This window comes from Planctomicrobium stercoris, from assembly GCF_051465655.1.
Classification (GTDB): domain Bacteria; phylum Planctomycetota; class Planctomycetia; order Planctomycetales; family Planctomycetaceae; genus Planctomicrobium.
Genome location: NZ_CP195791.1, coordinates 4,661,735 through 4,688,074 on the forward strand (window position 1 = coordinate 4,661,735; position 26,340 = coordinate 4,688,074).

Genomic DNA, 26,340 nt, shown 5'->3' on the forward strand with positions numbered 1-26,340 from the left:
CACACCATGAGTTCGACTCCGCAGATCAGCGTGGTGATCCCGGCTTATCACGCCGTGAAAACGATCGCAAACACCCTGCAGAGCGTTCTGAACCAGACGGTCCCCCCACAGGAAATCATCGTCATTGACGACGGTTCCAAGGACGAGACCGCTGCATTCGTCAGGTCTCACTTCCCGCAGGTGCGGGTGGTCACCCAGAAGAATGCCGGCCCATCGGCAGCCCGCAATCACGGGATTCGCCTTGCCCAGAATCCCTGGATCGCGCTGCTCGACTCTGACGACTCCTGGTTGCCGAACAAACTGGAGCGGCAGATTCAGGAAATCGCCGATGACGTCGCGTTGATTCACACCCACACGGTCGGCGACAACGGAAAGAACGAACGGAACATCACGTTTGATGAACTCTGGGAACACAACTACATCGGCACTTCGACGGTGCTGATGAACAAAGAGGTCTGCCAGTCTGTCGGAGGCTTTCCGGAGGACCGTGCTCTGGTCGGTGCGGAGGACTATCACCTGTGGCTTCGCATCGCCGCCACTGGAAAACGAATTGTCACCGTGCGAGAAGAACTGACTTTATACACGCCGGCGGAAGGGAACCTGTCAGCGCAGATCTCCCGGGTGGTCAAAGCCGAACTGATCAATACGGAACTGATCGGCAAGTCATGCGGGCTGGCTCCGGAACGGATCGAACGCAAACGGGCAGCGGTGCTGGATGAATATGCCCGCGCCTTGTTCTGGATGCGGGACCTTCCCTTGGCCCGGAAATATTACCGCGAACTCCTGAATTATCGCTGCACTCCCCGGAACGTCGGTTACTGGCTGGCGACCTACCTTCCCCCGGCATTGTTGAACAGAAATCGTGCTCAAGTCGTTCAGGCCAAGAACAAGGCGCTGCTGCAGGCGGCGACCGTGGGGCTCCCACGATGACCGTCCGCAAGAATATTATCGCCGGCTGGCTGGCCCACCTGTTCACGGTGCTGATCGGCTTCTTCATGATGCCCTACATCCTGGGGACCGTCGGAGAAGCACAGTACGGGGCCTGGGTGTTCATCAACGCCATTGCCGGCTACTCCACGATGATCTACTCCGGTTTCGGAGCGACCATCTGCCGCTACGTGGCCGACCTCTATGCGAGAAAAGACTGGAAACGGCTCAACACCGTCGTCAGCACGATTCAGACGGTCTACATCGGGACAGCGACACTGGTCTTCCTGTTCACCACCGCCTGTGCCCTATGGGCTCCCACGTTGCAGAAATGGGGAACACTCCCCATGGGCGAGATCCAGATTTCGATCATGATCGTCGGCTGCACGATCGGCCTGGGAATGATCGCCAGCGTCTATGGCGGGGTGCTGGTCGGAACTCAGCGGCTCGACATCAAACGGGGAATCGAAGTCACGCTCGGGATCGTGCGCTTACTGCTGACGTTGCTCTGCCTTCACGAACACTACGGACTGATCACGCTGGCGTTGATCTTCTTCTTCGTCACCGTGATCGAACATGGAGCGAGTGCCTATTACGCGTATCGTCAGGTTCCCACACTGTCTGTCGGACCCTGGCACACGCGCCGCGATGTGATGAAGGAATGTTTCGGATTCAGCGCCTTCAACGCCATTGCCCTGTTCGCCGAATACCTGATCTTCTTCACCGACACCGTGGTGATCGGCATCATCCTCGGACCGCTGGCGGTTGTGCCGTACCAGATCGGTCTGAGGATCGCGCAGATGATTCAGATCCCGATTGCACAGATTGCGGAAGCGGTTCTGCCCAAGGCCGGCGAACTGCACGCCCGCAGCCAACAGCATGAACTCGGTCGCCTCGTCGCCAAAGGAATGGGGCTCGCCTTCCTTCTCTCCGGAGGATTTCTCATCGGGGCGACCTACTTTAACGATCTGCTGATTCGAACCTGGATCGGAAAAGAATACGCCGACAGCAACACCGTTCTGGTTCTGCTGGTGGCGTCACAGCTCGTCGCATTGCCGATGATGGTGGCTCGCAAAGCACTTCTCGGAACCGGAAAAGTGCGGCTGCAGGCTCTCATTGATCTGTTCGAGGCATTGCTAAACCTGGTGTTCTCGCTGATTCTCATTCGCTTCTGGGGAATCGTCGGGGTCGCCTGGGGAACCGTCATCCCGCTGATTCTCGTCGAACTGTTTGTTCTCCTGCCGTACGCGATGCGGGAGCTGAACGTCACTCGAAAATCGCTGTGGCATGACGTTGTCGCTCCGCAGCTTCCCGCGCAGGTTGCACTGGTGGTGTTCTGCGATCTGGCGGTGCGATTCATTCCCGCATCCGGCTGGGCACCGCTCGTCGGCGTGACGGTGGGAGGAGGAGCTGTGCTCTTCGCGGTACGCGGACTGATTTATTTCCTTGAACGTCGCGAGCACGCTTCCACAGTCGCTGCCAATCAAACTCCATCAGAAGTCTTTGCGGGCTAGCGAAACATGACCTCCCTGACGACATCACTTCCGTTCCCGCAGACGACAGAGACGCTGCATTGCCGCATCGTTTCTTCGGAGAGTGCGGAACAGGCCATGGCGACCTGGCGTGAAATCGAAGCACGCCAGGGAAGTTCGTCGCTCGCCAGCGGAGCGACATGGACGGAGAACTGGATTCAGGTCTACGGAAATGTCGTCCCATACCGATTTCTGATTGCCGAGGCTGGCGGAGTCCCCCGAGGCATCTGCCTGCTGACAACGGGCACCGCCGAGAAAGTCGGTCCGTTTCCGATCCGCACTCTCCATCTGGGAACCGCAGGCGAGCCGCAACCTGGCAGCGTCTGCGTCGAATACAATCGAATCCTCGTCGAACCCCGGTTTCAGGGTGAATTCATCTCGCAGGTGGCTGCTGCGATCAAGCAGGATCGAACCTGGGAACAGCTGCGACTGGATGGTTTCTCGGAAGCGGATCTGGCCCCCTGGCTCCCGCATTTCCCCAATGCGGAAGTCCGTTCCCGCGACAGCAGGTACTTCGATCTGAAAGCAGCCCGTGAACACGCTCAGCCGGTGATCGAGCGACTGGGAAAAAGCACGCGATCGAATCTTCGTCGACGTTTGAAGCAGTATGGCGATCTGCAATGCGAATGGGCTGAAACCATTGAGCAGGCAGAAGACATTCTGACGGAACTGATCACGCTGCATCAGGCGCGCTGGCAGGCTGTCGGGCAACCGGGAGCGTTCGCCAGTGAACGGTTTCTGAAGTTTCAGACGACCACCGCGCTGAAGCTGTTCCTCGAGCAGAAGTCCGTTCTGTTCCGGGTTCGCCATCAGTCTGAAACCGTCGGCTGTCTGTATTTGCTGGTCGATGACAACCGACTCCTCGACTACCTGTCGGGGTTCGCCGACTTCAATGTGAAACCGAGTCCCGGACTGACGACACATTACCTCTGCATGGAAGCGGCACTCCAGCGCGGGTACGACGCCTATGACTTCCTCGTGGGGGACAAGCGTCACAAGGAGAACCTTTCCAGCGACGTCAATCAGCTCTGCTGGCTGACGTGGTCCAGACCCTCATTCAAACTCACAGCGATTGAGCTGCTTCGAAAACTCAAGCAGCGATTCGCGCGTGGACATCAGACAACAAACGATTCTTCTTCTCCCGAGCAGACCTCTGGCGAGACGGCACATTGATTTTTGCATCGCAGGCATTTTATCCGGCGCTGCGAAAAAAGGACCAGATATGGCACAGACACAATCAATCAGTTCCGCGATGAAGGATACGGAAATCGAGATTCCGGTTCCGCCGAGAATTCGGGTCTGTCACCTCAGCATGACGCTGCGGACAGGCGGTCTCGAACGACTGCTCGTGGACTTCGCAAGATTTCATGACCCCGCTCGTTTTGAGTTGAGCTTTGTCGCGCTCGCGGAACTGGGGCCCCCTGCGGATGACCTGCGCGCTGCCGGCTATGACGTGCATTCGATTGGCATGCCACAGAAGAAAAAATCGCGGGCGATTCAGGATCTGCGGAACTATCTGAAAGCCGGGAACTTCGATGTGCTTCACACGCACAACACCTACCCGCACTTTTACGGCGCGATGGCTGCCCGCTGGGCCGGCATCTCGACTATCATCAACACGCAACATGGCCGCGGCTGTGGGACCGGATGGAAAAGCCAGTGGCAGTTCCGTCTTGCCAATCGCCTGGCAGCCAGAATTGTGGGAGTCTCCGAAGACGCGACGAAGCTGTGCCAGTCACAGGACCTGAGAAGTGCAGCCAAGATGCGCTGCATCTGGAACGGGATCGATCTGGACCGCTTCGCCTACACCGGACCGCAGCCTGCCCCGATCGCGATTTCCGTGGCCCGGCTTTCGCCCGAGAAAGACTATCCCACTCTTCTTCGCGCGATCCGTAAAGTGGTTGTCGTTCATCCGGGCTTCCGCCTGAAGCTCGTCGGAGACGGCAGCGAACGTGAGAAGCTGGAGCAGATGACCCGCGATCTGAAGATTGAAAAATACGTGGAGTTCCTCGGGGAACGCAAAGATGTCCCTGAGCTGCTGAGAACGGCGGGCTTCTATGTGTCATCCTCGAAGACAGAAGGAATTTCGCTCACGCTGCTGGAAGCGATGGCGGTCGGCCTCCCCATCGTCACCACGAGTGTCGGCGGGAATCCCGAGATCGTGGTCGACGGTGTGACCGGCAAGCTGGTCCCTCCTCTGAATCCCGATGCTCTGGCGAGCGCCATTCTCGACATGATCGAAGAGCATGCCACCTGGCCGCAGATGGCAGAGCTGGGACGTCTTCGCGTCGAACAGAATTTTAATATCCGCAACATGGTTCAGAACTACGAGAGCCTGTACTGCGAGTGCGTTCAGCGCGACTGAACCGGCCTCTCCGCATCAAGTTTTCTCATAGAACACTCACGAGTTTCTTTCATGTCGTCTTCACCCAAAATTCGAGTCGCCTTGATCGGCTGTGGACAGATTGCCGATGCGCATCTGTCACAGCTGCAGCGGATCAAGTCGGCAGAAGTTGTCGCTGTCTGTGACATGCATGAAGACCTCGCGTGGCAGGCTGCCGCGCGGTTTGCTGTGCCACGACATTTCACGAATCACGAGCGGATGCTCGAACAGACCCGACCCGATGTGGTGCACATCACCACCCCGGCCCACACGCATGCTCCCCTCGCAAAAGAACTGCTGCGAGCCGGCTGCCATGTGTACGTCGAAAAGCCGTTTACTCTGGACGCTGTCGATGCCCGGGAGGTTCTCGCCGTTGCTGAGGAGACGGGACGATTCGTCTGCGTCGGACATGATCAACTGTTCGATCCCGCCTGGCTGCGCTGCAAGGCGTGGATCAATCGCGGAGTGATTGGAGAGGTGCGGCACATCGAATCGGTTCTCGGCTACCCTATCGATGGGAAGTTCGGAAATCTCGTGGCGGGCAACCCGAATCACTGGGTGCGAAAGCTCCCCGGGGGTCTGTTTCAGAACACAATCTCTCATCCGCTCTATCGCATCACCGACCTGATGAAGGATGTTCAGCCGGCCTTGATCGGGGGATGGCGGACACGTCCGGAGTTCGATTTCCCCACGGAAATGAGCATCTCATTTCAAGGGCAACGGCAAAACGGAAGCCTGACATTCTCCACATTCCTGCCTCCCCAGCGGATCACACGGGTGTACGGCTCGAAGGGGACGATCGATGTCGACTTCGACGCTCAGACACTCCGGTTGAACCGACTGACCAGACTCCCCGGGGCGTTTGGAAAGCTGGAAGCGCCGTGGCAGCAGTTCGGCAACAGCGTTTGGAACCTCAAGAACAACCTGCTCCGCTTCGCCTGTTCCGACATTCACTACTTCGCTGGAATGAAGAACCTGTTCGAAGCGTTTTATCAGTCGATCCAGACCGGGTCTCCGCTGCCAATTCCGCCTGAAGAAGTGGAACGCGTCACGTTTCTGATGGACCGCATCTTCGATCACTGCCGCGAAACCACTGCCCGGTCGAACATCCCACAGACATCCGCTTCAGAAGCTTCCAGTCGACCCGAGGTGCAGATATGTCCGTAACCGCCTATGTCACCGGAGGGACCGGATTTCTGGGCCGTCGACTGGTGAAAACCCTGCTGACGGAAAACGTGAAGGTCCGCTGTCTGGTTCGTGAGACCAGTGATCTCGATCCCCTGTTGCGGGAGTTGCCGCCGGGGACGCGGGATCGACTTGAACTCGTGCGTGGGGACATGAACGATCGCCGCGCGCTCGAGAGACATCTGGACGGGGTGAACGTCGTCTACCATCTGGCAGCAGCCCTGGGTGGGAGTTGTTCCACCATGTTTCTCAATACCGTTGTCCCGACCCGGACACTGATGGAAGTGGCTGCCACCGCTCCTGTGGACCGGTTCGTCCTCATCAGTTCCATGGGGGTCTATGGAACTTCCTCAGTCCGAAAATGGGGGACGCTGGATGAATCGACTCCGGTCGATCCCCATCCCGAACTGCGGGATCCCTACACGTTCAGCAAGATCCGGCAGGAGTCGGTCGCGTGGCTTGCGCGGGAACAGCTGGGACTGCCGTTGGTGGTTGTCCGACCGGGAGTCATCTACGGACCGGGGCGAAGTCTGTTGACCAGCCGCGTTGGTCTCTCTCTTGGACCGCTGCTTCTGCGAATGGGTGGCGGCCAGACTCTGCCGTACACGTATGTGGAAAACTGTGCCGCTGCGATCTGCCGCGCCGGACTGACCCCCGATGTGGAAGGGGAGATCTTCAACGTCGTTGACGATGACCTCCCGACTGGAAAGCGGATCGTTCGATTCCTCAGGAGGAACGGCCAGAAAATCCGTTCCATCTGGATTCCCAGGACCGCGATTTCCCCGCTATCTGCACTGTACGCCTGTTACTCAGCATGGTCGGAAGGTCAACTCCCTCCCGTCCTTTCTCGCTACAAGAGCGAGGCGATCTGGAAGCCTCTCCGGTATTCCAATGCCAAAGCCAAGCACAGCCTGCACTGGCAGCCAACTATTTCCACCGAAGAGGGGCTGAGACGGACAATTGCCGGGTAGCAGGGCGAATTTGCGAGCTAGGAAAGAGGAAACGATCAGTGAAGCTGGTCGATCCGATTTCCCGAGACGGCCGCAGTTCCATGCGAATTCTATTTCTCAGCACGACTTTTCCGGATGCCGGGGCGCTGACTCGTGGAACGTACAACTCCGCGCTCTGCCTGGCGCTGCAGAAACGGCATCAGGTTCATGCCATCTCACCCCGGTTCTTCACCGAGGTTTATCGACCGTTTTCCCGTAAAAAGACCTATCAGGCTCCCCCCTGCATGACGCAGGCCGGAATCACCGTCGACTACCCCACGTACTGGTACACCCCCCGTTTTCTGCAGAGCTACTACGGCGAACAGATGTGGTGGTCGGTGCAGAAAACGGTTGCACAGGCGATTCACAAATTTCGCCCGGATGCTGTGCTCAGCTACTGGGCTCATCCGGATGGGGCCGTCGGACTGCGAGCCGCTGAACTGGCAGGTATCCCCTCGGCGGTGATCGTCGGGGGAACGGACGTGCTGATTCTTCCGAAGCTTCCGCGACGGGGAGAGCGGGTCCGCGACGTGCTCACTCACTCCGATGCCGTCATCAGCGTCAGTGAAGGACTGCGACAGGCCGCCTGCCAGCTGCGTGTCCCCGCTGAACGAGTTCACACAATTTATCAGGGGATCGATGAATCGATCTTCAACACCACGCGGAGCCGGGAAACGGCCCGCAAGTCGCTCGATCTGTCAGACGATTTCGTGCATCTGGTCTGGGTTGGACGGCTGGTTGGAATCAAAGCCATTCCCGTTCTGCTGGAAGCAGCGACACACCTTCGAAACCACGGCCTGAAGTTCAAGCTTCATCTTCTCGGTGATGGTCCCCTCAGTTCCTCGCTGCAACAGCAGTCAAGCAGACTGGGACTGGACAGCTACGTTCACTTTCATGGTGCTGTCGGTCACGATCGCATTCCGGACTGGTATCGGGCCGCCGACCTCACAGTTCTCTCCAGCGACTCCGAAGGCCTGCCGAACGTGCTGCGCGAATCACTTGCCTGCGGAACCCCCTTCGTCTCGACAGACGTTGGGAGTCTGAGCGAAATCAGCCGGCCGGAATTCTCCCGACTTGTCCCTCGCCGCGATCCTGCCGCATTCGCGAATGCGGTGATGGCGATGGTGAGCCCAGAAGCCAAAGCCGCCGCTGCGAGCTATCAGGCACGCACATGGAACGACTGTGCATACGACGTGGGTCAGTTGCTGGAGACACTGCGGGAAGAACGCTATGCCCACTCGTCCTCGCTGGTCTCTCCCCGCCGACGGCATCCCGTTTCCCAAGCCGGTGAATCCACGATTTCCGCACTCAGACAGCCTCGATAACACCCACTCATGACCCCGCATCGCCCCCCGCGAGTCCTGTTCGTCTCATACCTGTTTCCTCCCACGGGAGGAGTCGGCGTGCATCGCGTGACGAAGTTCGTCAAGTACCTTCCGCAGGCAGGCTGGGACTCGTCGGTCCTGACGGTGTCCAATCCCTCGGTTCCTCTTCAGGATGAAAGCCTATTGAAGGACATCCCAGCAGGGACGATCATTCGTCGCGTCCGGACGTATGAGCCCGGATACGCCGTCAAGAATGCGGTCTCCGGCGGACAGAAGGGGAAGTCGAATGGAAACGTTCTGCTGCGAAGTCTGAAATCCCTGGCGCGGAACACCGCCAATCTGCTGCTTCAACCCGATGCTCAGATTCTCTGGCATCCCCAGGCGTTTCAGGCGGGACTGAAGCTGCTCGCTGAGGTACCGCATGACGCGATCATTGCGACCGGCCCTCCGTTTTCATCACTGATCCTGGGAGCGCGACTCAGCCGCCGGACCGGACTGCCGCTCATCCTCGACTACCGCGATGAATGGGACATCAGCAACGCCTACTGGGAAAACAAAGGACAAGGCCGGTTCGCCAACTGGATCCAGTCCCGACAACAGCGCTTCGCGGTGAAGCAGGCATCGGTGCTGCTCGCCACCACGCCATCCAGTGCCGCTGCGGTGGAATCGTTCGCCCGCAAGTGCGGCAGCCACGCTGAGGCGACGTTCATCTACAACGGCTTCGACCCGGATGACTACCCCCCGCAGACACCGGCCGTGCCGACTTCCACCCCTCGTCGTTTCCGCCTGTCCTTCATCGGGACACTCTGGAACCTGAACTCGATTCAACCGGTCGTGAACGCCCTGTTGTTGTTGAGTCAGCGCAGTCCGGAACTGGCGAGCGAGATCGAATTACTCGTTGCCGGCCGAAGAACACCGGATCAGGAATCGATTCTGGACGAACTGCAGAACTCTCCGATTCAGGTCACTCGACTTCCGTTTGTTTCCCACGCGGAAGCCATTGAACTGATGCGATCCTCCGACGCCCTGTTGATGATCAACAGCGATCTCCCCAAGACGCAGCGGATCATCAACGCCAAAACGTTTGAATACATGGCCGCCCGTCGCCCGATGCTGGTCGTCGCTCCCCGCGGTGACGTCTGGGATGTGGTCCGGGACCTGCCGGGAACGATGTTGTGCCCCCCTGCAGATATTGAGGGGATCGCGGAAAAGCTCGCTTTGGCGGTCGAACGTTATCGCTGCGGCACCGACGATCGTGATGCGATCTGGGAGATCCGTCAGTTCGAACGCAAGCAACTCGCTGCCCAGCTCGCCTCGCTTCTGAACCGGACAACCCTGCAGCACAACCTGCAGCCGACCTTCACCGCGGAAGACTCCGATCACGGCATTTCGGAAAGGTACAGCCCGGAATGTTGAGCCTGCAAAATCCATGGATGATCCTCGTAATCGCAGCGGCCGTGCTCACGGCACTGGCGGTCGCGGCTGTCGTCTTCTGCATTCGTGCCCGCCAGATGCAGTACTGGATCGGGAGCTATGCGTTTCCGTCTGAACCCCGCCCCCAGTGGCACCCGGATGATGAAGTCGATGTGTTCATCGCTGTCTGCGACCATTGGGAACCCCGTTGCTATGACGCTTCGGATTCTCAGGCGATTGAGCGGGTCCAGCGGTGGCGCGAGGAGTATCCGCAGCTCTTCTCTCAATTCCTCGACGTCAACGGCCGACCGCCGCAGCACACGTTCTTCTTTCCAGAGGACGAGTATCGCCCCGAATATCTCGACGGCATCCGCCCGTTGATTGAAGCGGGCTTTGGTGATGTCGACGTCCATCTGCACCATCACAACGACACCGCGGACCAGCTGCGGGAGAAGCTCGAGCGGTTCCGCGAAACGCTGTATGACCGCCACGGATTGCTCCGGCGCGATCCGCTGACCGGCGAGATTGTCTATGGCTTCATTCACGGCAACTGGGCATTGTGCAATTCACGGCCCGATCGTTGCCTGTGCGGTGTCGATGCCGAGTTGACGGTGCTGCAGGAGACCGGTTGCTATGCCGATTTCACACTCCCGTCCGCTCCCAGTGCGACACAGACCAGCACAATCAATTCGATCTACTACGCGAAGGACATTCCCGGTCAGGCGAAGTCGCATGATCGCGGGATCCGGGCTCGCGTCGGACAGGCTCCCCCTGCAGATCACCTCCTGATGATTCAGGGACCGCTTCTGCCGGACTGGAGCAATCGTCGCTTCGGCGTGATCCCGCGCATTGAAAACGGGGACCTGCATGGGGGCCGTCCCGGGTCACTGCGTCGGCTGAATCTCTGGATGCAGGCGGGTGTGCATGTTGCCGGTCGACTGGACTGGCGCTTCATCAAGCTCCACACGCATGGGTGCAAGGACGACAACATCAACACGCTGCTCGGAGAACCGATGCAGAAGTTTCACCGCGATCTGGGAGCCTTCCACCGGCAGCACCCCAATTTCCGGTTCCACTACGTGACGGCCTGGGAGATGGCCCAGCTGGTGCATCAAGCGGAATCCGGAGCAACGTCCCCGACCCTCTCCCCGCAGTCACTCAGTGTGCGTTAGAGAAGTTCCAGATCCGAAATCCAACACAAAGGTTTTCGATTCCGGAATTTTCCCGGCTATTGCATGATTCTGTACTTAGGCGGCGGCGGGGCGGCCTTCTGCGTCTGCTCGTACGAGACCAGGTAATCGTGGCCGCGATAACGGAGGCGGTCCCCGGGCATCAGCGGCCCTTCTTCCAGCGGCGCGTTATTCACCTCCAGATCCGGGGTCTCATGAGCCCGCAGATACAGCTGTCCGCCGACATCTTCCAGCTTGCAGATTCCCGGACATGTGCAGGATTCGGGCTGAATTCGGCCCTGCTCATTCAGCGCCAGACTGGCGGGAAATTCATCAATGAACACCACGCCGACTGACCTTGCTCCCACTTCGTAAAGTCGAACTCGCATGATTTCGCTTCGTTGGGTAAAAGGCCTTTCCGCGATCGCTGTCCAAAGGCTCTTGCAGACGGAATGCCAGTCCGTGAAAATCGGTCGTTTCACGGATTTTCGAATCCCTGAGCGGGCAGTTCCCCAAAAGCACGCATACTCACGCAGCATTCCTGCTGTGGAATCGGGCATGGCATCCTGGTGAGATTCCTGCTTTTTGTGGGAGTTTCGCTCCCGTTTCACGGCCAGCGGCACGACAAAATGACTGAAATTTTTGCATGGATTTTTATGTGTCTGGTGGGAGCCCTGCTTCCCATTCAGGCGATTGTGAACGCCCGGCTTGGTCAGCTGATGGCGAATCCCTTTCTGGCTGCTCAGACGTCATTTGCCACCGGAACTGTCGCCCTGATCGCCATCACCGCCGTTCATGCGCGTGGAATCCCCAAATTGCCGGACGGGGTGCAGATCCCCTGGTTTCTCCTGACTGGTGGACTGCTGGGGACGGTTTTCGTCACAGCGGTTCTTCACTTCGTCCCCCGGCTGGGAGCGGCGAATGTGCTGACGATCGGCATTTTCGGTCAGCTGATCATGAGCCTAGTGATCGACCATTTCGGACTGCTCAGCATGCCGGTTCACACAGCGTCGTGGACTCGCGTACTGGGAGTGGGCGTGCTGGTGCTGGGAACCTGGATGATCAAAAACGGTTGAGACTCATCGCACTCTCGCCAACTGTTGCCGTCTGGGGTCAGTGCGTAAAATGAATTGGAAATAACCCTGCCGACCCTCCTCGGCAGGCGAAGACTGACTCCGGGGAGAATTATGATTCAGCGCAGCATGACCGCCGAAGAGTTCGTGGAACGACGGATTGAACTGCCCGACGGCGGCCAGTGGTCGGAGCTGATTCGTGGTGTCCCGGTCAGTCTCGATCCGCCGGACATCGATCACGGAACGATCGTGTTGAACCTGTCTAAGGCATTCTCGAGTTACGTCCACGCGACGCTGAACGGTTATCCCTGCTTCGATCTCGGCTTGCAGGTCGAGCGATCCCCCGACACGGTCTATTTTCCATCGGTCAGCTATTTTCTCGAAGGTCCCCGCTTCGCCGAAGCGGACCGGGAGGTGACGAAGACAGTCCCCGCCCTGGTGGTCGAACTCGCCACGACGAAGGATCGTCGCAATCAGGTCAGCGAGCGGATTCACGCGTATCAGCGACACGGAGTGCAGGCGGTCTGGCTGGCGGATCCGATGATGCGAACTGTCCATGTCTGCATGCGTAACCGGAAAGGTCATGACCGGCTGGACGAATCCGACCGGCTGTCGGGAGGTCTCATTCTCCCCGGCTTTGAAATTCAGGTGGCCGACCTGTTCACTCCCCCGGACTGGGCACAGACCTGATTCTTCTCACACTGTTGTGCGTTGAAGTCATTGATTTCGAGTTTTGTACTTCATGTACTCGACGCGGTTCACTTCAACTTCGTCCAGAGCTGTTCGCTGCGGTCTTTGAGTTCCGGTGTTCCCATCTGCGGGTAAAGCGTCCGAGTCACCCCCAGGAGTTTCTTGGCTCCCGCAGCATCCCCTGTGCGTTCCAGTAGTTCGGCAATGCTGATGCGGGCCTCGATCCAGCTCGGTGACCCCTTCTTCTCTACAGCCTCAATCCGCATCCAGAGTTCCTTGGCCCTGGTCCAGTCGGGGGCCCTGCCCTGCTTCATCGACACGTCGATCAACTGACGCATGAGCGGCACATCCTGCGGAGATTTCTGAAGGAGATCCTCGAGTGTCCCGATCGCCTGAGGCCAGTCTTCCAGAGCGAGGCTCGCCTGTACGGAAGCGCGGTCGAGTAATCCTCTTTGTTCGTCCGTCATTTCGTTTCGCTGCACGGAAATTTCTTCGACCGTCATCCGCTGCAGTGCCCCGAGTTCCTTCTGCGGCCCGGAATCGATTCGGGAGGTCAGATCGGTCAGGGTGGCCAGAATTGAAAGCAACGACGCCGGGTCCGACCGCCCCAGTTCCTGCAGCACACGCTGGGCGTCGGCCAGTTTCCCCTGACTGGCCAGCGCGAGGATCTGCAGTTGCCGTGCTGTTCTCTGAACCGTTTCCCATTCCGGACTGCACGGAATCCGACTCTGCAGCGAGGCACGCTTTTCCTGATCGATCCGCTGCAAGACCGTTTTGATCATCTGCTCCGATTCCGCCAATAACGGCGGACGAATCTGTAGGCAGACCCGCACTGCCTGCAACAGCATCTGGCAGTCGGCAGGCTGCTCAAGTTTCCCGGGGGCCAATAACGGCACGACGATTCGACGAATTTCTTCCGCAGCCAAGGTGTCAATTCCCGGCGGATGATCCCCGCGGAGTTCGGCTGGCAGGTTCTGCAGGCGTTCGATCAGCACCAGAATGCGCAGATCTGCTTCGGTTCGATGGGAATTGTCGGCGGGGATCTGACGGTAGGCCTGAATCGCTTCCGGTAATTGCTGACGATGTTCCGCTTCAACCCCCTTCATCCAGAGCGCATCTCCACGTGTGGGGGACTGAGGGAAGCGTGCAAGGTGTTCTTGCAAGGCGTTCTGAAAATCTGTGCCATGCGGATCTCGTTGACCGATGGCGTAACATCGCAACAAATCGGCTTCCGCAGTGCGGGGATGATCCGGAAAGCTCTGCGTGATCTCCGCCAGTGCAGCTTCTGCCTGCTTCCAGCGGCGGGCCTGCAACAACATCGACGCCCGTGTGAATGCGAACTCAACAGCCTTTTCAGGAAGCTGTCTCTGATAGGCGAGCGTGGCGGCAGTTCCGTACTTCTCAATTGCCAGATCGACGTTCTTCGCTTCCCAGGCTGCCAGAGCTTCGCGGATCACCTGAGCCAGTTCTCCGCCAAGTTCCTGTTCCTGCTGCTGTCGTTCGATCAGACTTGCTGTCATGAGCCGCCAGATTCCAAACGTTTTCTCGTTCTGCAGCCTGGCTTCCGTGAGGATCTGATCCCGCGTGGCGGTGTCCCCTTTGTCGTTTGCGACCTTGGCCGCCTGCAGAAGTGTCTGTACGGCGACAGCCCGAAGTTCATCAGTCGGTGGAGCGGGCTGCCTGATTCGATCCACCACCATTTGCAGTGCGACATCTGTTCGCCCCTGCCCGAGTTCCATCAGGATTCGCTCAGCGAGAATGGAATCGAGTTCCTGCAGGGTCGCTGCGCTCAGACCAGCTCCCTTTTCGAGGGCACGCTCCGCCCGTTTAAGATCTCCCTGAAGCCGGGCAGAACGACCCTGCAGGACCGCGACACTGCGATTCCAGGCCACCGGGCGGCGGGCATCGTCCGCCCCTTCGAGCGCACGATCGGCTTCGCGGCAGAACGGAGTGCGGTCGACCCCGGGCGGCTGCAGCTGCGCGAGCCAGATTAAGGATTCCCCTCGCAGCTTCGCAGCCTGCGGCCTCAGTCTTTGTTTCTGCTGCGACGAAAGTCCCTCCTTCACCAGCTTGCTGACAGTGAGAGTCTGATCCAGCTGGTTCAACTCCCGGATGGCCGACTGCAGCTGGCCGATAACCTGCTGACGGAACTGCTCCGCCTCCGGTTGCAGCATCGCCTGAAATGCCAGGATGTTCGCCTTCTCCGCTGCCAGCAGTACCTGCCAGACCGCGAGCTGCTGTTGTTCTTCTGAAGTGACTGAGGACCCCGGACTTCCCTTCAGAACCCGCTCGGACTGATCCCAGAGTTCAGTTCTCTGACCGGGGCTCTGAAGCGTGCCATGATCGACCAGCGTCCGTGCGAGCTCGATCATGATCGCTGTGCGATCCGCGGGACTGAGCTGTTCATCCGCCAGCCGGGCAGTCGCGTACTCTTCGGCAATGACGAAGAGTCCCCGGCTTCGCAGCGAATCGAAGTACCGTTCGAGCAGCTGCGGATCGGCAGCGGAACTTTGCGATCCCAGGCAGATCAGCGAAATGAAGAGACCAAGAACAAATCGAGCCGCGTGCCACGGCTCTGCGAGCCGTGCAAATGGAACTGGAGATGCCTGATTCTCTCGCACGCGTTTCACAGCTCAGCATCGAATTGACGTCCGGAACTGCTCACAGAGTCTCACAGAGCAGTGGCACCCGAGACGAATTCTTAAGTTGGACAAAACTCTCGACTCATTTCCCCGGCAAGATCTCACTTCCGGTTGGTCACTTCCACGGCACGTATTTCATCCCGAATGTTTCCGCAACCGCTTTGTTCATGACCTGTCCGCGGTGCATGTTCACAGCGTCACAGAGTCCCAGATTCTGTTTGCAGGCTGCATCCAGTCCCCGGTTCGCGATCAGAGAGACATACGGGAATGTGACGTTGCACAGGGCATAGGTGCTGGTCCGGCCGACTGCGCCGGGCATGTTCGTCACGCAGTAATGGACAATGCCGTCGACGAGGTAGGTGGGATTCGAATGCGTGGTCGGGCGACTGGTTTCAAAGCAGCCACCCTGGTCGATGCAGACGTCGATGATGACTGCGCCCGGCTTCATGATTTTCAGATCGGCTCTGGTCACCAGATGCGGCGCCCGCGCTCCCGGGATGAGAATCGCACCGATGATGAGATCCGCCTTTTCCAGCTGCTGACGGATATTATGTCGATCCGAGAACAGCGTGGTGACGTTTGGCGGCATGATGTCATCCAGATAGCGGAGCCGATCGACGTTCACATCCATGATGACGACATCCGCCTGAAAGCCGGCTGCGATCTGCGCAGCGTTCTTCCCGACCACGCCACCACCCAGCACAGCGATATGAGCCGGTTGAACTCCCGGGACTCCCCCCAGCAGAATTCCTCGTCCTTCCTGCGGTCGTTCCAGGTATTTGGCCCCTTCCTGGATACTCATCCGCCCTGCGACTTCGCTCATCGGAGTCAGGCAGGGAAGGCTGCCGCTGGGGCCGCGAAGCGTTTCGTAGGCAACGGCTGTGACACCGGTCTTCAGCACCTCGTTCGTCAACACCCGGTCTGCGGCGAAGTGGAAATAGGTGAAGAGAATCTGGCCGGTCCTCAACAGAGGCCATTCGTCCTCCTGAGGCTCCTTGACCTTCACGACCAGCTCTGCCTGAGCAAAGATCTCTTTGGGGGAGTCGACAATGACGGCCCCGTTGGCGGCATATTGTTCGTCCGTGATCCCGCTGCCCAGACCGGCTCCGCGTTCCACTAGAACCTTGTGCCGGGCGCGGGTCAGTTCCTCAACCCCCACCGGAAGCATGGCGACGCGGTATTCATCCTGTTTGATTTCCTTCGGCACGCCGACAATCATCCGAGGCTCCTCTGTCAGACATCAACCTGAAATCGTCATTGAATCAACAATTTCGAAACTGCAAAGACATCCAGGACCCAGTGTCATGACATTGCGATGATTCCGCAAATCGAATTTCTGCTTCGAATCAGGAAAGCTCACCAGGAAACAGGGATTTTCTTTCTGGTTGCGAGCGCCTTGATCTCTTCTGCGATGGACTGATGAACCGGAACCCCGTTCTCCAGAGCATCCGCATGGCAGGCGGCTCCGCGATCCCCGGGAATCCGGACCGGCTCCAGCGGATTGATGGGCGGAAGATCCCGGATTTCATCCAGTGTCGTGGTCAGTTCACCCTGAAACTTGTCGACATCACAGAACTTCGCAGGGTCGAGGGCCAGGAAAAAGTGCTGCGAATCTTCGGCATCGACCCGTCGTTTCTTGTGAATCGGAAGCCAGCCTCCGCACAATGGACCGGCGAGAATCGAACAGAGCATCGAGAGCCCAAACCCTAACGCTCCGCCGTTGGGAAGGATGGCTGCCGCAGTGGCGAGCGTCGAGGTCGAAATCCCCTGCTTGTCGAAGATCAGATTCTCGGGCAAAGGGATTCCATACTTTTCCAGCAACCGCAGCTTGCCCCAGGACTCGTGACCACAGGCACTGTCAAAGACCAGTGGATGAGTGCCCGCGATCGGGACTGCGTACGCCAGTGCACAATTTCCGACCGCTCCGTGAGTGGTCCCCGGGGCTGTCACCGTGGCTCCCCCGGTGCTGGACAGGCAGATTCCAATCACATTCGAGCGAGCCATCAGTCGGACATAAACTTCAGCGGCTCCCAGCGTCTGGCTGTCTCCAATCGCCACCACCCCCACCCCGAGTTCCAGGGCTTTGGCGGCCGCCAGCTCCGCACCTTTGCTTGCGGCGATCGAGCCAATGGACCGGCTTCCATCCAGCACGGCAAAACAGGGGGCCTCTTTCAACGTCAGGACGCGGGCCCGCGGATCGATATCCCCGCAGTCCATGGAGTTCAGAATTCGAGGCAGCAGGGCCACGCCGTGTGAGGGAACCCCATACAGATCCGCTTCCAGCATCCGCTCGGCAGCGACAACAGCATCGAACTGGAACACGGAATTCTTGACGAGCAGCTTCTCGATGACAGGTTGCAGCTCGGAGACGGGAATCCGGACTTCCTGCGCAGGGTCGACGGGAATGGGAAGTGATCCGGACATGGAAACCATCAGTTCGAGGTGAGCCTCCCCGGGCCAGCGGATCGCTCCGTGGACCGGTCAGGCATAATTTTCAGATTCGACAGCTTAGCGTAATTTCGACACAATCGCCCACTCAAACTCGCCGGGTCGGGTACGCCGGTGCCAGCGGCAAACCGGAATCGACCACGTGGCGCAGACGATCCTGAAATCCGGTCAGCGCCCCGACTTCTGCCTCAACCTCTCGCAGAACAACAAAATCACCCGTCTCGAGGGCACTCAAGAGGCGTTGAATCCGGCGAATCGACCGCTCACGGAACTCCGCCAGTTCCGGTTCGTTCAGATCACTTCGGAGCAATTCGGTCTGCTCTGCTGTCCGCTCCCGTTTCATGCGGGCCAGCGTGATCCCCTGAGTTCGATATAATTCTCCCTCGGCGAACGCTCGCAGCAACCGGTTCTCCGCGTTGAAGTGAAAACAGGGGTCACCACCGAAGTAGACCGCCATGCGCCCATCGCTGCGAATCGCGGCGGTGATTGTCATTTCTTCCGCAGGGATTGTCAGTTCCCAGCGGGATTGCCATGCCTGAAGCTCGGCGAAAAGATCTTCCCTGTCTGCTTCGATCCGCGCCATTTGTGCATCCGCTTCGGTCTTCATTGTTTCTCGACATGCAGGAAACTCTGAAAAATGGAGGGTAGTTTCCCGTGGATCTTCATGATATCGTGGAAATCGCCCCCATGGCACGCCACCTCTGTACTACTGGTGGCGGGCATCTGATCACTTCAGAATCAGCCGCTCGGCTGGAGTTGGAATATGTCCGCAACCGCGCTCGCTCCCAATTCTCCGATGTCGTCAGCAGAGATCCCCCAGGTGGATCTGCAGCGGCTGGAAGAAGTCAATAAGCGAAAAGAACTGCTGTGTGAATATCTCAAGATCAAAGGGTTCGACAGCCTGCTGATCCAGGACCCTGCCAACTTTGCATGGCTGACTTGCGGGGGGGACAATACCCGCAAAGGAAATTCTCCCCCTGTCGCAGCTGCCCTAATTACTCAAGAGGCCCGCGTCATTCTCTGTTCGAATGTCGACTCCGGACAGATTTTCGATCGGGACCTGATGGGGCTGGGCTTTCTGTTGAAAGAACGTCCGTGGACAGAAGACCTGACCATTCTTCGTCAGGATGTCTGCCGAGGAAGAAAGACCGCTGCCGATACCTGGTTCCCGGGGACCGAGAACGTCTCCTCCGACCTGACACCATTTCGGGTCCAGTACGGGGAACGGGAGCGAGAACGGTTCAAAGCACTAGGGAAAGATGTGGTCCATGCGGTCGAAGCCACCGCCCGGAACTTTGAAGTGGGATCGACCGAGTCGGAAGTGGCGGGCCATCTCGCTCATCGCCTGATCAAACACAATATTCAGCCGGTCCAGTTGCAGGTGATGGCGGATGCACAAGGCTGGAGATACCGCCGTTGGTCTTATGGAGAGGACCGGATCGAACGCCAGTGCATCATCAGCGCCATTGGCCGTCGGCACGGACTTCATGTGGGAGTCACCCGTTCGGTCTGCCTGGGGGCTCCTTCCGCCGAGCTGCAGCAAGTTCACCGGCTGGCGAGCGTGGTTCAGGCAACAGGTCTATTTTTCACTCAGGACGGCTGGAAGATGGAAGAGACCTGGAAACGGGTCTCCCGGATCTATGAAAAATTTGGCGTCCCGGATGAATGGCGCTGTGCCGAACAGGCGGACGTGATCGGCTACCATGTGTCCGAAACATCGCTGCGTCCAAACTCCCAGCACACCTTCCGGGAAGGGACTGCTGTCTACTGGCACCCGAGCGTACGGTCGTCACTGGTCGGCGATACCATTCTGGTCGGGTCCGGGAACAGCGAAGTGATCACCCCCTGCCAGAACTGGCCGGTCATCTCCGTGCAGGTGAAAGGCCAGACGATCGAACGCCCGAGTATCCTGATTCGAGAAGTCGCTCTGGGCCGCATCGACTAGCATCACGTTCAGAGCAGGCTGGGTGAGCACGTGGATTGATTTATCATCTCGCACTCGGAGAGTGCGAGGTACATTTTCTTGTCTCTCGTACTCGACGAGTGCGAGAGACGTACGCCGCACTCTCCGAGTGCGGCAAATAACTTCAACCTCGACCTCCTCCTCAAGGCCATTGACGTGCCCTCTGCATCGGACGACCTCCGCCCGGAATTTTCCTTCATCAACTGGGTCTCGAAGCAGGCTGCGAATCGCAAAGAGATTCAACTGGGAATCGGGGACGATGCAGCCATTCTCTCTGCGGCCGGACGGGATTGGGTCACCACTGTCGATGTCATTACGTCCGGAGTCCATTTCGAAAGTGATCTCCCCCCTGAATTGATCGGTCGAAAGGCCCTGGCTGTCAACATCAGTGACATGGCTGCCATGGCAGCGGAACCGTGTGCAGCCTTTATCGGAATCGTCTTTCCCAGAACCTTCTCCCGCGAGAACGCGGAGCGTCTCTATCAGGGGATCTTCGAACTGGCCCGGGAGTGGAATGTCAGCATCGCAGGAGGAGACACGAACAGCTGGGACGGCCCGCTGGTCATCAGCGTCACCCTCTCCGGACTGGTGGAACCTGGTCGGGCTGTGCGACGCGACGGTGCTCAAGCTGGAGACTGGATCTTCGTCACCGGAGCACTGGGAGGGTCACTCCCTTCACGCCGTCACCTCACCTTCACGCCCAGAGTGAAAGAAGCAAACGCGCTCCGGCAACGTGTTGACCTGCATGCCATGCTCGACCTGAGCGACGGCGTGGGAAGCGACCTCTTCCATATTCTCGACCGCAGTGGTGTCGGGGCAAAAATTGACGGCGATGCCGTTCCGATCCACGCCGATGTTCCCGCCAGCCTGAAGCCGGAAGAGCGACTGCGACGTGCCCTCGGCGACGGAGAAGACTTTGAACTTCTCTTCTGTGTCAGTCCCGAAGACGGACGACGATTACTGGAGGAGCCCCCCTTCGGGACACCATTGACGAAAATTGGAGAGATCGTCGCTGGGTCGGGAGCAACTCTTCACTTCCAGGGAACGACGTCGCCACTCCTTCGTTCCGGATGGTCGCACGCGTTCGGGTGAACTGTACTTCTTCTCTCTTGGTTCCGTGAGTTCCGTGCCTTCCGTGGTAAAAAATCATCCCAGGTCGTCATTCGTCTGAAATTGATGGTGAACCTTCATAGGCCTGCCTGAGGCCGGCGATGTCGAGCTTCTTCATCTCCATCAGAGCGCCGAGCACCCGTTGAGATTTCTCCGGATTCCCAGCTGCCATCATTTCGGCCAGGCACACCGGGACAATCTGCCAGCTGACTCCGAACTTGTCTTTCAGCCATCCACATTGCTGCGACTGTGGATCTCCGCCTTCCGAAAGCCTGTCCCAGAAATGGTCGATTTCAGCCTGGGTTTCACAGTGAACCTGAAACGAGATCGCTTCGGTGAATTTGAACATCGGGCCGCCGTTGAGCGCCGTGAACTTCTGGCCTGCCAGCGTGAATTCGACGGTCATCGCACTGCCCGGCTCTTTGCCGTGGATCTCCTGGCCAGCTTCGGTGTATCTGGTGATGCCATCGATTCTGGAGTTTTGAAAAATCGGGTTCTTCCCACAATTTAATGGCTTGCTGATTCTGGGAGCAGCTTGAGTTTGCCGCAGAAGAACAGGATTCTTGTTCGGTAGTTGGCGAAGTTCCTGAATCCTCGGGCGGCGGATTTCAGGGACTGAATGATGCTGTTGAACCCTTCCGCTGCGGCGTTGCTGATCTGGTGGCGGAACCAGCTCAGGATGTTGTCGATCCGCTTTTTGATCATCTTCGCCACACGCTTGATCGGCTTGAGTCGGCAACGGATGGCCCAGCTGAACCAGGTCTGGAAGAACTCGTCCGCTTCCTCCGCACTCCGGCAGTCCCAGAACCAGCGGAACTGTTCTCGAATGGCCCACGCCCGAGCCGTCTTCAGCTGAGCACCTTTGATCTGCTCGAACTCCGCTCGCTTCTGCTCACTGAGGTTCTCCAGGTTGTAAAGCCACAACGAGCGTGTCCCCTTGAGCGTCTCGTCCTGCTCTTTCATCAGAGACTTGTGCTCGGCTCGCCGGACCTGATCGACAGCCTCGTTCAGATGCTTGGCGATGTGGAACCGGTCATGCACGACTTCTGCATCAGGAGCATGAGCATCCACGCTGTTCTGATACGCCTGCCACATGTCCATCGCCACCGCTTCGATCTGTTCCTTCTGCTCCCAGGAGAAGGTGTTCCACAGCGTGTCGGCTGCGGTTTCGTCACGTCCGGGGGAGACTTCCAGGACTCGGCTGCCATCGATGTCGGTCATGATAGACACGTAGTCCTGCCCCTTCAGAAAACTCTTCTCATCCAGGCCGACATGCCTGATGTCTGTCAGGTCTCGAGTGATCAATCCCCGTTCGACCGCTCGGTCCATAATCCGTTGCACGCTCATCCAGCTCAGCCGCAGATGAAGCCGGGCCTTCTCGATGCTGCTGGCCACCTGCAGCAGACGAACGGCAAAGGCTTCGAACACCAATGTGAACCGTCCGTGCGGCTCGGCCCAGGGGACTTCAATCGTCTTCACTCCGCAGTCGGGACACTCGGTGCGAGGGATGCGAGCGGTGAGAAGGGTCTCGAACTGCATGGTGTCCAGATGCCGCCAGGACCGCTGCGGAGCATGATCCTTCAGCGGCCGCACCGCCGAACATTCCGGACAACAGACTGCTGCTCCCGGCACATGCTCAATCTGAATCTGAACCCGCTTCTCCTCCAGCGAGAGATCGACATCCACCACCCGCCAGGACCGGTCCAGCCCCAGCAACAACCCGTAATGCTCAGAAAGTGTGTTCATGAACAACAGCTTCCAAAACTGACCACACTCCCGCCAGATTCAAACAACCTCACCCACAAAATTCCGGGAAGACCCAAAAATCGAAACGTACAGCTTCGCCGCTTCCTCCCCCTGATCATCAAACCACAGGCAGGGACTGATCTTCTGGATGCTCAGCATGGGGGATCTCCGCGAATGGTGGACATGAATTGAGATTGTCGTGCTTCTCATTTCATAGTCGATTGTCGGAGAGGGGAATCGACACTGTCCCGGATCTTTTTTTGATTTTCTTTCTTTTTGCAGATCAACAAAAAACCGCAGCTGCTTCCGTAGGGAAACAGCTGCGGCGAATTGAAAAGATCTCACTTTTGCCTGTTAGCCACACACTTCAAGTGTGTGGCTAAACCAAGAACTCTAGAACGAGTATCGTTTCTGGCAGTTCGGACAGCTGCTGTTGGTGTAGTTGGGGAGTGTGATTGTGGAACGGACAGCGGGCTTGCTCACGGTGTGAGTAATCAGTCCGTCTTTGTGCTGGTCCAGCACCTTGGCCATCGCTTCGTTGCTGAGCTGTTCGCTGGACTGGAAGATCTGCTTCTTCTGAGTCTTGTCGATGACGACAACGCGGGGCAGTTCCGGTGCGCCGAACAGTTCATTGACTTTCTGGCCATGTTCGGTGGTGGTGTCGATGACAGCGACCACGTAACGATCCAGCAGCGGCTGAACTTTTTCGTCAGATCGCAGTTCAGCTTCGGTAATCTTCTTTCCGTCCGAATCTGAACCGGGGTTGAGGATGACCAACATCGGTCGTTCCGCTTCGTGAGCGGCATTCCAGGCCTGGGTGTAGCTGGAATAGGCAGCAGCGGCAGGGGCGGTGGTCGCTACGTCCATTGACTGGGAAGGCCCTGACAGGGCCACGAACAGGAGAGCACTCCAATGCATAACGCTTCCTTCTTTCCTACTGGGAAGTGCGGGTCGCCCACGCGGGCAACCATCGCGATTGTGAAGCAGCCGGTGACCCCTCGCCGACTCCTTCTCTCAGCCTGCGGCGTTCAAGCATCCGCAAAACAAGCCTGGTGCTCCTTCAACTTCTGCTCGCCTCGCCACACGCGGGCAAGGTGTTTCGATCCGTCAGGGGCTGAGAACTTCGCGAGCGATCATGGCTTGAGGGAAAGGGATGTCAACCCCAGCTTTCCGCCCCCGAAAGCGGCTTTTCGACTTTAGGGAAAATGCCCCTCGAAAAGACTCCCACATGTGAAAATGCAGGATTCAGAAACCGAAAAGAGACCGTATTTCAAGAATTCGCACCCACTTAAATTGCTGCGAGCGTCAACGGATTTTCCTGACACTGTCGTTCGAAGTCTTTAAACGAAAAACTCCGCAGACGGGACATTCTCATTTTTGGGACAAATTTGAATGACCCCAAATTTCACGCTTTTCCCCTGTTGAAGTGCTCACAGAGCCCGGGGAAGATGCCCTTCAGCCCTGTCGGGAGAGGAATGGCTTCAGGATCTTCACCAGTCGGTGCGGGTGTGTCAGGTAGGGGAAATGGCCGGAATGATACATCTCTTCCCGCTCGACGTGCGGAAGAAGTTGTTCCATCTCTTCCTCGGCAGCAGCCACCTGTCGACCTTCACCTTCGCAATGCAGGATGAGAACCGGTTGCGAGATCGTGTTCAAACGGGGTCGCAGATCGGTCTGATGCGCAGCGAGAAACCGCTTTGCCAGTTCGCACGTCGGGGTTTCACCCGCTTCCTGAAGGAGAAATCCAAACCGCGTTTCATCGAACGGCGGGAACCAGCGACGGTGATTTTCAATCTGCATCGATTGCCAGAGCGGCATGCGATTTAACGGGCGTCGTGTCATCCGGCAGACCTGCAGTACCGAGCGTTCGACAGCGTTCAGGCTTCTGTGAGCCCACGCACCCTGCAGAAACGCACTCCGAATGATCTTCGGTCGGGAGGACATCATCTCCAGGGCCACCTGACTGCTGAACCCGGAAGCATAGACATCCGCCCCGTCCGACACGAGATGCTCCGTGACCATCGCCAGCGTCTCCGCAGTCTGCTTGACGAGCGTTGCTGGCGACGTCTTCCGGTGAAACTGTGGTGACTCGATCAGAATGGACCGGTATTCCTCCTTCAGCAGCCACGCTGTCAGGCAGAACAACCGGGATGAACCACAGATGCTGGGGAAGAAAACGATCGGTCGCCCCGTCCCGAATTCCATCACCTTCACGTCCGCCAACGTGGTCGACATCACCCGGGACTGGGCTGATTCGTGGAACGACTGGGCAATCTCTTGCCAGGCGAGCGGGGCCGGGCAAGGTTCAACTTTCGGTTGCGGTGTCGTCTCATTCATCCGGACGGCTCTCAACGCTCAGCGATCGGGTGATCCTCGAATCTGGGGGACCCGCCAGACTTTAATCACCACAAAACATTATCTACAAATATCTTGCGATCGGGAAAGTCAAGTTCGGTGACTGTTCCCGGCTCTGATTCTGCCGACTGCGTCAGGAATCCCGGTCTTCTGGCTGGAACAGGCGGAGGGAGGTTATTATCATTCCCGATTCGTTTTGCGGCAGTCGAATTTCCGCGCGGAAGTCCAATTTCAGTTTGAACAGAATACTCAGAGATCCATGCCGAATACACCCACAGCCAAAAAAGCCCTTCGTCAGAGCGAAAAGAACCGATTGTTGAACCGTGCCCAGCGTTCGGCACTTCGCACTGCGATCAAGAAGGCTCGCGCGGCTGCCGCTGGAACCGATGCTGCTGCTGCCCAGGAAGCTTTCCGTCTGGTGACGAAGAAGCTGGACCAGGCTGCCGCCAAGCACCTGATTCACAAGAATGCAGCTGCCCGCACCAAGTCACGACTCTCCAAACTGCTCTCCAAGAAGCCTGTTTAAGGCTGGCCGGAAAGCGTTTCGTGACGCTGGATCTGCGTGGGTTTCCCCCGCTGCCTCCAGGCATCATACCCGGCAAATTCGTTTGCTGATGATTGTCGCCGCGGACTTCAGTTCGCGGCGAACTGCATTTCCACGCCGGTTTCGCACAGATTCCACGGGATCTGAGCCGAGTCAGCAGGATTCTCCTTGACTCCCCGTGTGAGATTGCCGACCGTATTCCTTTGGCAAACTGTGCAATGTGTTCATCGCACAGCTCCGCGACAGAGAATCCCGGAATCCATGGCGTCTTTTCTGGCTCACCTCCTGACCATTCTGGCGTTCGCCGCACATGTCTTCGGCGGATGCTGTTCGCATCATCTGCATGCTCAGGCGGATCAGGGTTCTCAGGTCGTTCCGCATTCGAGAAGCTGCTGCAGTCAGAAATCAGCTCACGCTCAAGCTCCTGACACCCGCCCTGCCGAACATTCGGACTCGGAACACCCGCACGAGAACTGCTTTGAAGCGGCGTGTCAGTACATTCTGAATTCCCCGGTGCAGTTCGATCCGATGAGCGTCGCCTGCCCCTTGCCAGTCATGGAACTGGAAATCTCCAGTCCACTTCATCTGGGACCTGCTGCACGGACCGACCTTGATTCGGGACCCCGACTGTTGACGCATGCTTCTCGCTGCGCTTTGCTCCAGACCTGGCTGGTCTAACTTCTCAAGTGACTTGAGTCGACTCCCCTCCCCCTAAAAGTCGGCGAGTCCGATTCGAACTGCATCCGTCCCGGCTGGCGGCATTCATCCCCCGGAATCCACTGCGCGAACAAGCGAAGCTTCAGCTTCTTTGACCGGTTCGCATTGATCCGGATTCCGCCGAGCCGA

General features: G+C 58.1%; 23 protein-coding genes and 2 pseudogenes. 15 read left to right on the top strand and 10 right to left on the bottom strand.

Annotation, left to right across the window (positions count from 1 at the left end; translation table 11 throughout):
- Positions 1-6 precede the first annotated feature (6 nt).
- Genes SH661x_RS18680 through SH661x_RS18720 form a run of 9 tightly spaced genes read left to right on the top strand, consistent with a single transcriptional unit; the run spans position 7 to position 10,926 of the window.
- Complete coding sequence (locus SH661x_RS18680; RefSeq protein WP_437224680.1) at positions 7-930, top strand: glycosyltransferase family 2 protein; 924 nt, start codon at positions 7-9, stop codon at positions 928-930.
- The gene (locus SH661x_RS18685) at positions 927-2,441 is read left to right on the top strand and encodes an oligosaccharide flippase family protein (protein ID WP_437224683.1); all 1,515 of its coding nucleotides are present in this window, start codon (positions 927-929) and stop codon (positions 2,439-2,441) included. The genes SH661x_RS18680 and SH661x_RS18685 overlap by 4 nt, the downstream gene beginning before the upstream one ends.
- A gap of 6 nt (positions 2,442-2,447) precedes the next feature.
- Positions 2,448-3,632, top strand: a complete 1,185-nt coding sequence (locus SH661x_RS18690; protein ID WP_437224685.1) for a GNAT family N-acetyltransferase — start codon at positions 2,448-2,450, stop codon at positions 3,630-3,632.
- Positions 3,633-3,681: 49 nt separating this feature from the next.
- A complete protein-coding gene (locus SH661x_RS18695; RefSeq protein WP_437224687.1) occupies positions 3,682-4,824 on the top strand; it encodes a glycosyltransferase in 1,143 nt (380 codons plus the stop codon).
- A gap of 51 nt (positions 4,825-4,875) precedes the next feature.
- Positions 4,876-6,009: a Gfo/Idh/MocA family protein gene (locus SH661x_RS18700; RefSeq protein WP_437224690.1), complete on the top strand. Its 1,134-nt coding sequence runs from the start codon at positions 4,876-4,878 to the stop codon at positions 6,007-6,009.
- Entirely contained in the window at positions 6,000-6,998 is a 999-nt protein-coding gene (locus SH661x_RS18705; RefSeq protein ID WP_437224693.1) for an NAD-dependent epimerase/dehydratase family protein, read from the top strand. The genes SH661x_RS18700 and SH661x_RS18705 overlap by 10 nt, the downstream gene beginning before the upstream one ends.
- 38 nt (positions 6,999-7,036) lie before the next feature.
- Positions 7,037-8,341, top strand: a complete 1,305-nt coding sequence (locus SH661x_RS18710) for a glycosyltransferase (protein ID WP_437224695.1) — start codon at positions 7,037-7,039, stop codon at positions 8,339-8,341.
- 9 nt (positions 8,342-8,350) lie between these two features.
- Entirely contained in the window at positions 8,351-9,757 is a 1,407-nt protein-coding gene (locus SH661x_RS18715; protein WP_437224697.1) for a glycosyltransferase family 4 protein, read from the top strand.
- Positions 9,758-9,774: 17 nt separating this feature from the next.
- The gene (locus SH661x_RS18720) at positions 9,775-10,926 is read left to right on the top strand and encodes a hypothetical protein (protein WP_437224700.1); all 1,152 of its coding nucleotides are present in this window, start codon (positions 9,775-9,777) and stop codon (positions 10,924-10,926) included.
- 56 nt (positions 10,927-10,982) lie between these two features.
- Here the strand turns inward: SH661x_RS18720 and SH661x_RS18725 are convergent, their stop codons facing one another.
- Positions 10,983-11,312, bottom strand: a complete 330-nt coding sequence (locus tag SH661x_RS18725) for a hypothetical protein (protein ID WP_437224703.1) — start codon at positions 11,310-11,312, stop codon at positions 10,983-10,985.
- A gap of 240 nt (positions 11,313-11,552) precedes the next feature.
- Here SH661x_RS18725 and SH661x_RS18730 point away from each other — a divergent pair, with 240 nt between their 5' ends.
- A complete protein-coding gene (locus tag SH661x_RS18730) occupies positions 11,553-11,999 on the top strand; it encodes a DMT family transporter (protein WP_437224705.1) in 447 nt (148 codons plus the stop codon).
- Positions 12,000-12,110: 111 nt separating this feature from the next.
- Positions 12,111-12,686 (top strand): Uma2 family endonuclease, encoded by a 576-nt coding sequence (locus SH661x_RS18735; protein ID WP_437224708.1) that lies wholly within the window; start codon positions 12,111-12,113, stop codon positions 12,684-12,686.
- A gap of 68 nt (positions 12,687-12,754) precedes the next feature.
- Here the strand turns inward: SH661x_RS18735 and SH661x_RS18740 are convergent, their stop codons facing one another.
- The 4 genes from SH661x_RS18740 to SH661x_RS18755 form a co-directional block, all read right to left on the bottom strand.
- Positions 12,755-15,316: a tetratricopeptide repeat protein gene (locus SH661x_RS18740; protein WP_437224710.1), complete on the bottom strand. Its 2,562-nt coding sequence runs from the start codon at positions 15,314-15,316 to the stop codon at positions 12,755-12,757.
- 127 nt (positions 15,317-15,443) lie between these two features.
- The gene (gene ald / locus SH661x_RS18745) at positions 15,444-16,547 is read right to left on the bottom strand and encodes an alanine dehydrogenase (RefSeq protein WP_437224713.1); all 1,104 of its coding nucleotides are present in this window, start codon (positions 16,545-16,547) and stop codon (positions 15,444-15,446) included.
- A gap of 137 nt (positions 16,548-16,684) precedes the next feature.
- On the bottom strand, positions 16,685-17,752 hold the full coding sequence (locus SH661x_RS18750) for an Ldh family oxidoreductase (protein WP_437224716.1): 1,068 nt from the start codon (positions 17,750-17,752) through the stop codon (positions 16,685-16,687).
- Positions 17,753-17,864: 112 nt separating this feature from the next.
- A complete protein-coding gene (locus SH661x_RS18755; RefSeq protein WP_437224718.1) occupies positions 17,865-18,383 on the bottom strand; it encodes a hypothetical protein in 519 nt (172 codons plus the stop codon).
- Between the two features lie 156 nt (positions 18,384-18,539).
- Between SH661x_RS18755 and SH661x_RS18760 the strand changes: the two genes are divergently transcribed.
- Together SH661x_RS18760 and thiL are read left to right on the top strand one after the other, a co-directional pair.
- A complete protein-coding gene (locus SH661x_RS18760; protein WP_437224720.1) occupies positions 18,540-19,721 on the top strand; it encodes a M24 family metallopeptidase in 1,182 nt (393 codons plus the stop codon).
- A 174-nt stretch (positions 19,722-19,895) separates the two neighbouring features.
- Entirely contained in the window at positions 19,896-20,831 is a 936-nt protein-coding gene (thiL, locus tag SH661x_RS18765; RefSeq protein ID WP_437224723.1) for a thiamine-phosphate kinase, read from the top strand.
- 67 nt (positions 20,832-20,898) lie between these two features.
- Here thiL and SH661x_RS18770 read toward each other — a convergent pair.
- The 5 genes and pseudogenes from SH661x_RS18770 to SH661x_RS18790 all read right to left on the bottom strand — a co-directional run.
- Positions 20,899-21,339, bottom strand: a pseudogene (locus tag SH661x_RS18770) (VOC family protein); the annotation flags it as partial.
- 17 nt (positions 21,340-21,356) lie between these two features.
- Positions 21,357-22,595 carry an ISL3 family transposase gene (locus tag SH661x_RS18775; RefSeq protein WP_437222029.1) on the bottom strand — a complete coding sequence of 413 codons (1,239 nt, stop codon included), beginning with the start codon at positions 22,593-22,595 and terminating at the stop codon, positions 21,357-21,359.
- A 63-nt stretch (positions 22,596-22,658) separates the two neighbouring features.
- Positions 22,659-22,754 (bottom strand): annotated as a pseudogene (locus SH661x_RS18780) (VOC family protein); the annotation flags it as partial.
- A gap of 234 nt (positions 22,755-22,988) precedes the next feature.
- A complete protein-coding gene (locus SH661x_RS18785) occupies positions 22,989-23,513 on the bottom strand; it encodes a hypothetical protein (RefSeq protein ID WP_437224726.1) in 525 nt (174 codons plus the stop codon).
- A gap of 537 nt (positions 23,514-24,050) precedes the next feature.
- On the bottom strand, positions 24,051-24,932 hold the full coding sequence (locus SH661x_RS18790; protein WP_437224728.1) for an alpha/beta fold hydrolase: 882 nt from the start codon (positions 24,930-24,932) through the stop codon (positions 24,051-24,053).
- 277 nt (positions 24,933-25,209) lie between these two features.
- Between SH661x_RS18790 and rpsT the strand changes: the two genes are divergently transcribed.
- Entirely contained in the window at positions 25,210-25,476 is a 267-nt protein-coding gene (gene rpsT, locus SH661x_RS18795) for a 30S ribosomal protein S20 (RefSeq protein ID WP_437224730.1), read from the top strand.
- A gap of 279 nt (positions 25,477-25,755) precedes the next feature.
- A complete protein-coding gene (locus tag SH661x_RS18800; protein WP_437224732.1) occupies positions 25,756-26,172 on the top strand; it encodes a hypothetical protein in 417 nt (138 codons plus the stop codon).
- Positions 26,173-26,340 lie beyond the last annotated feature (168 nt).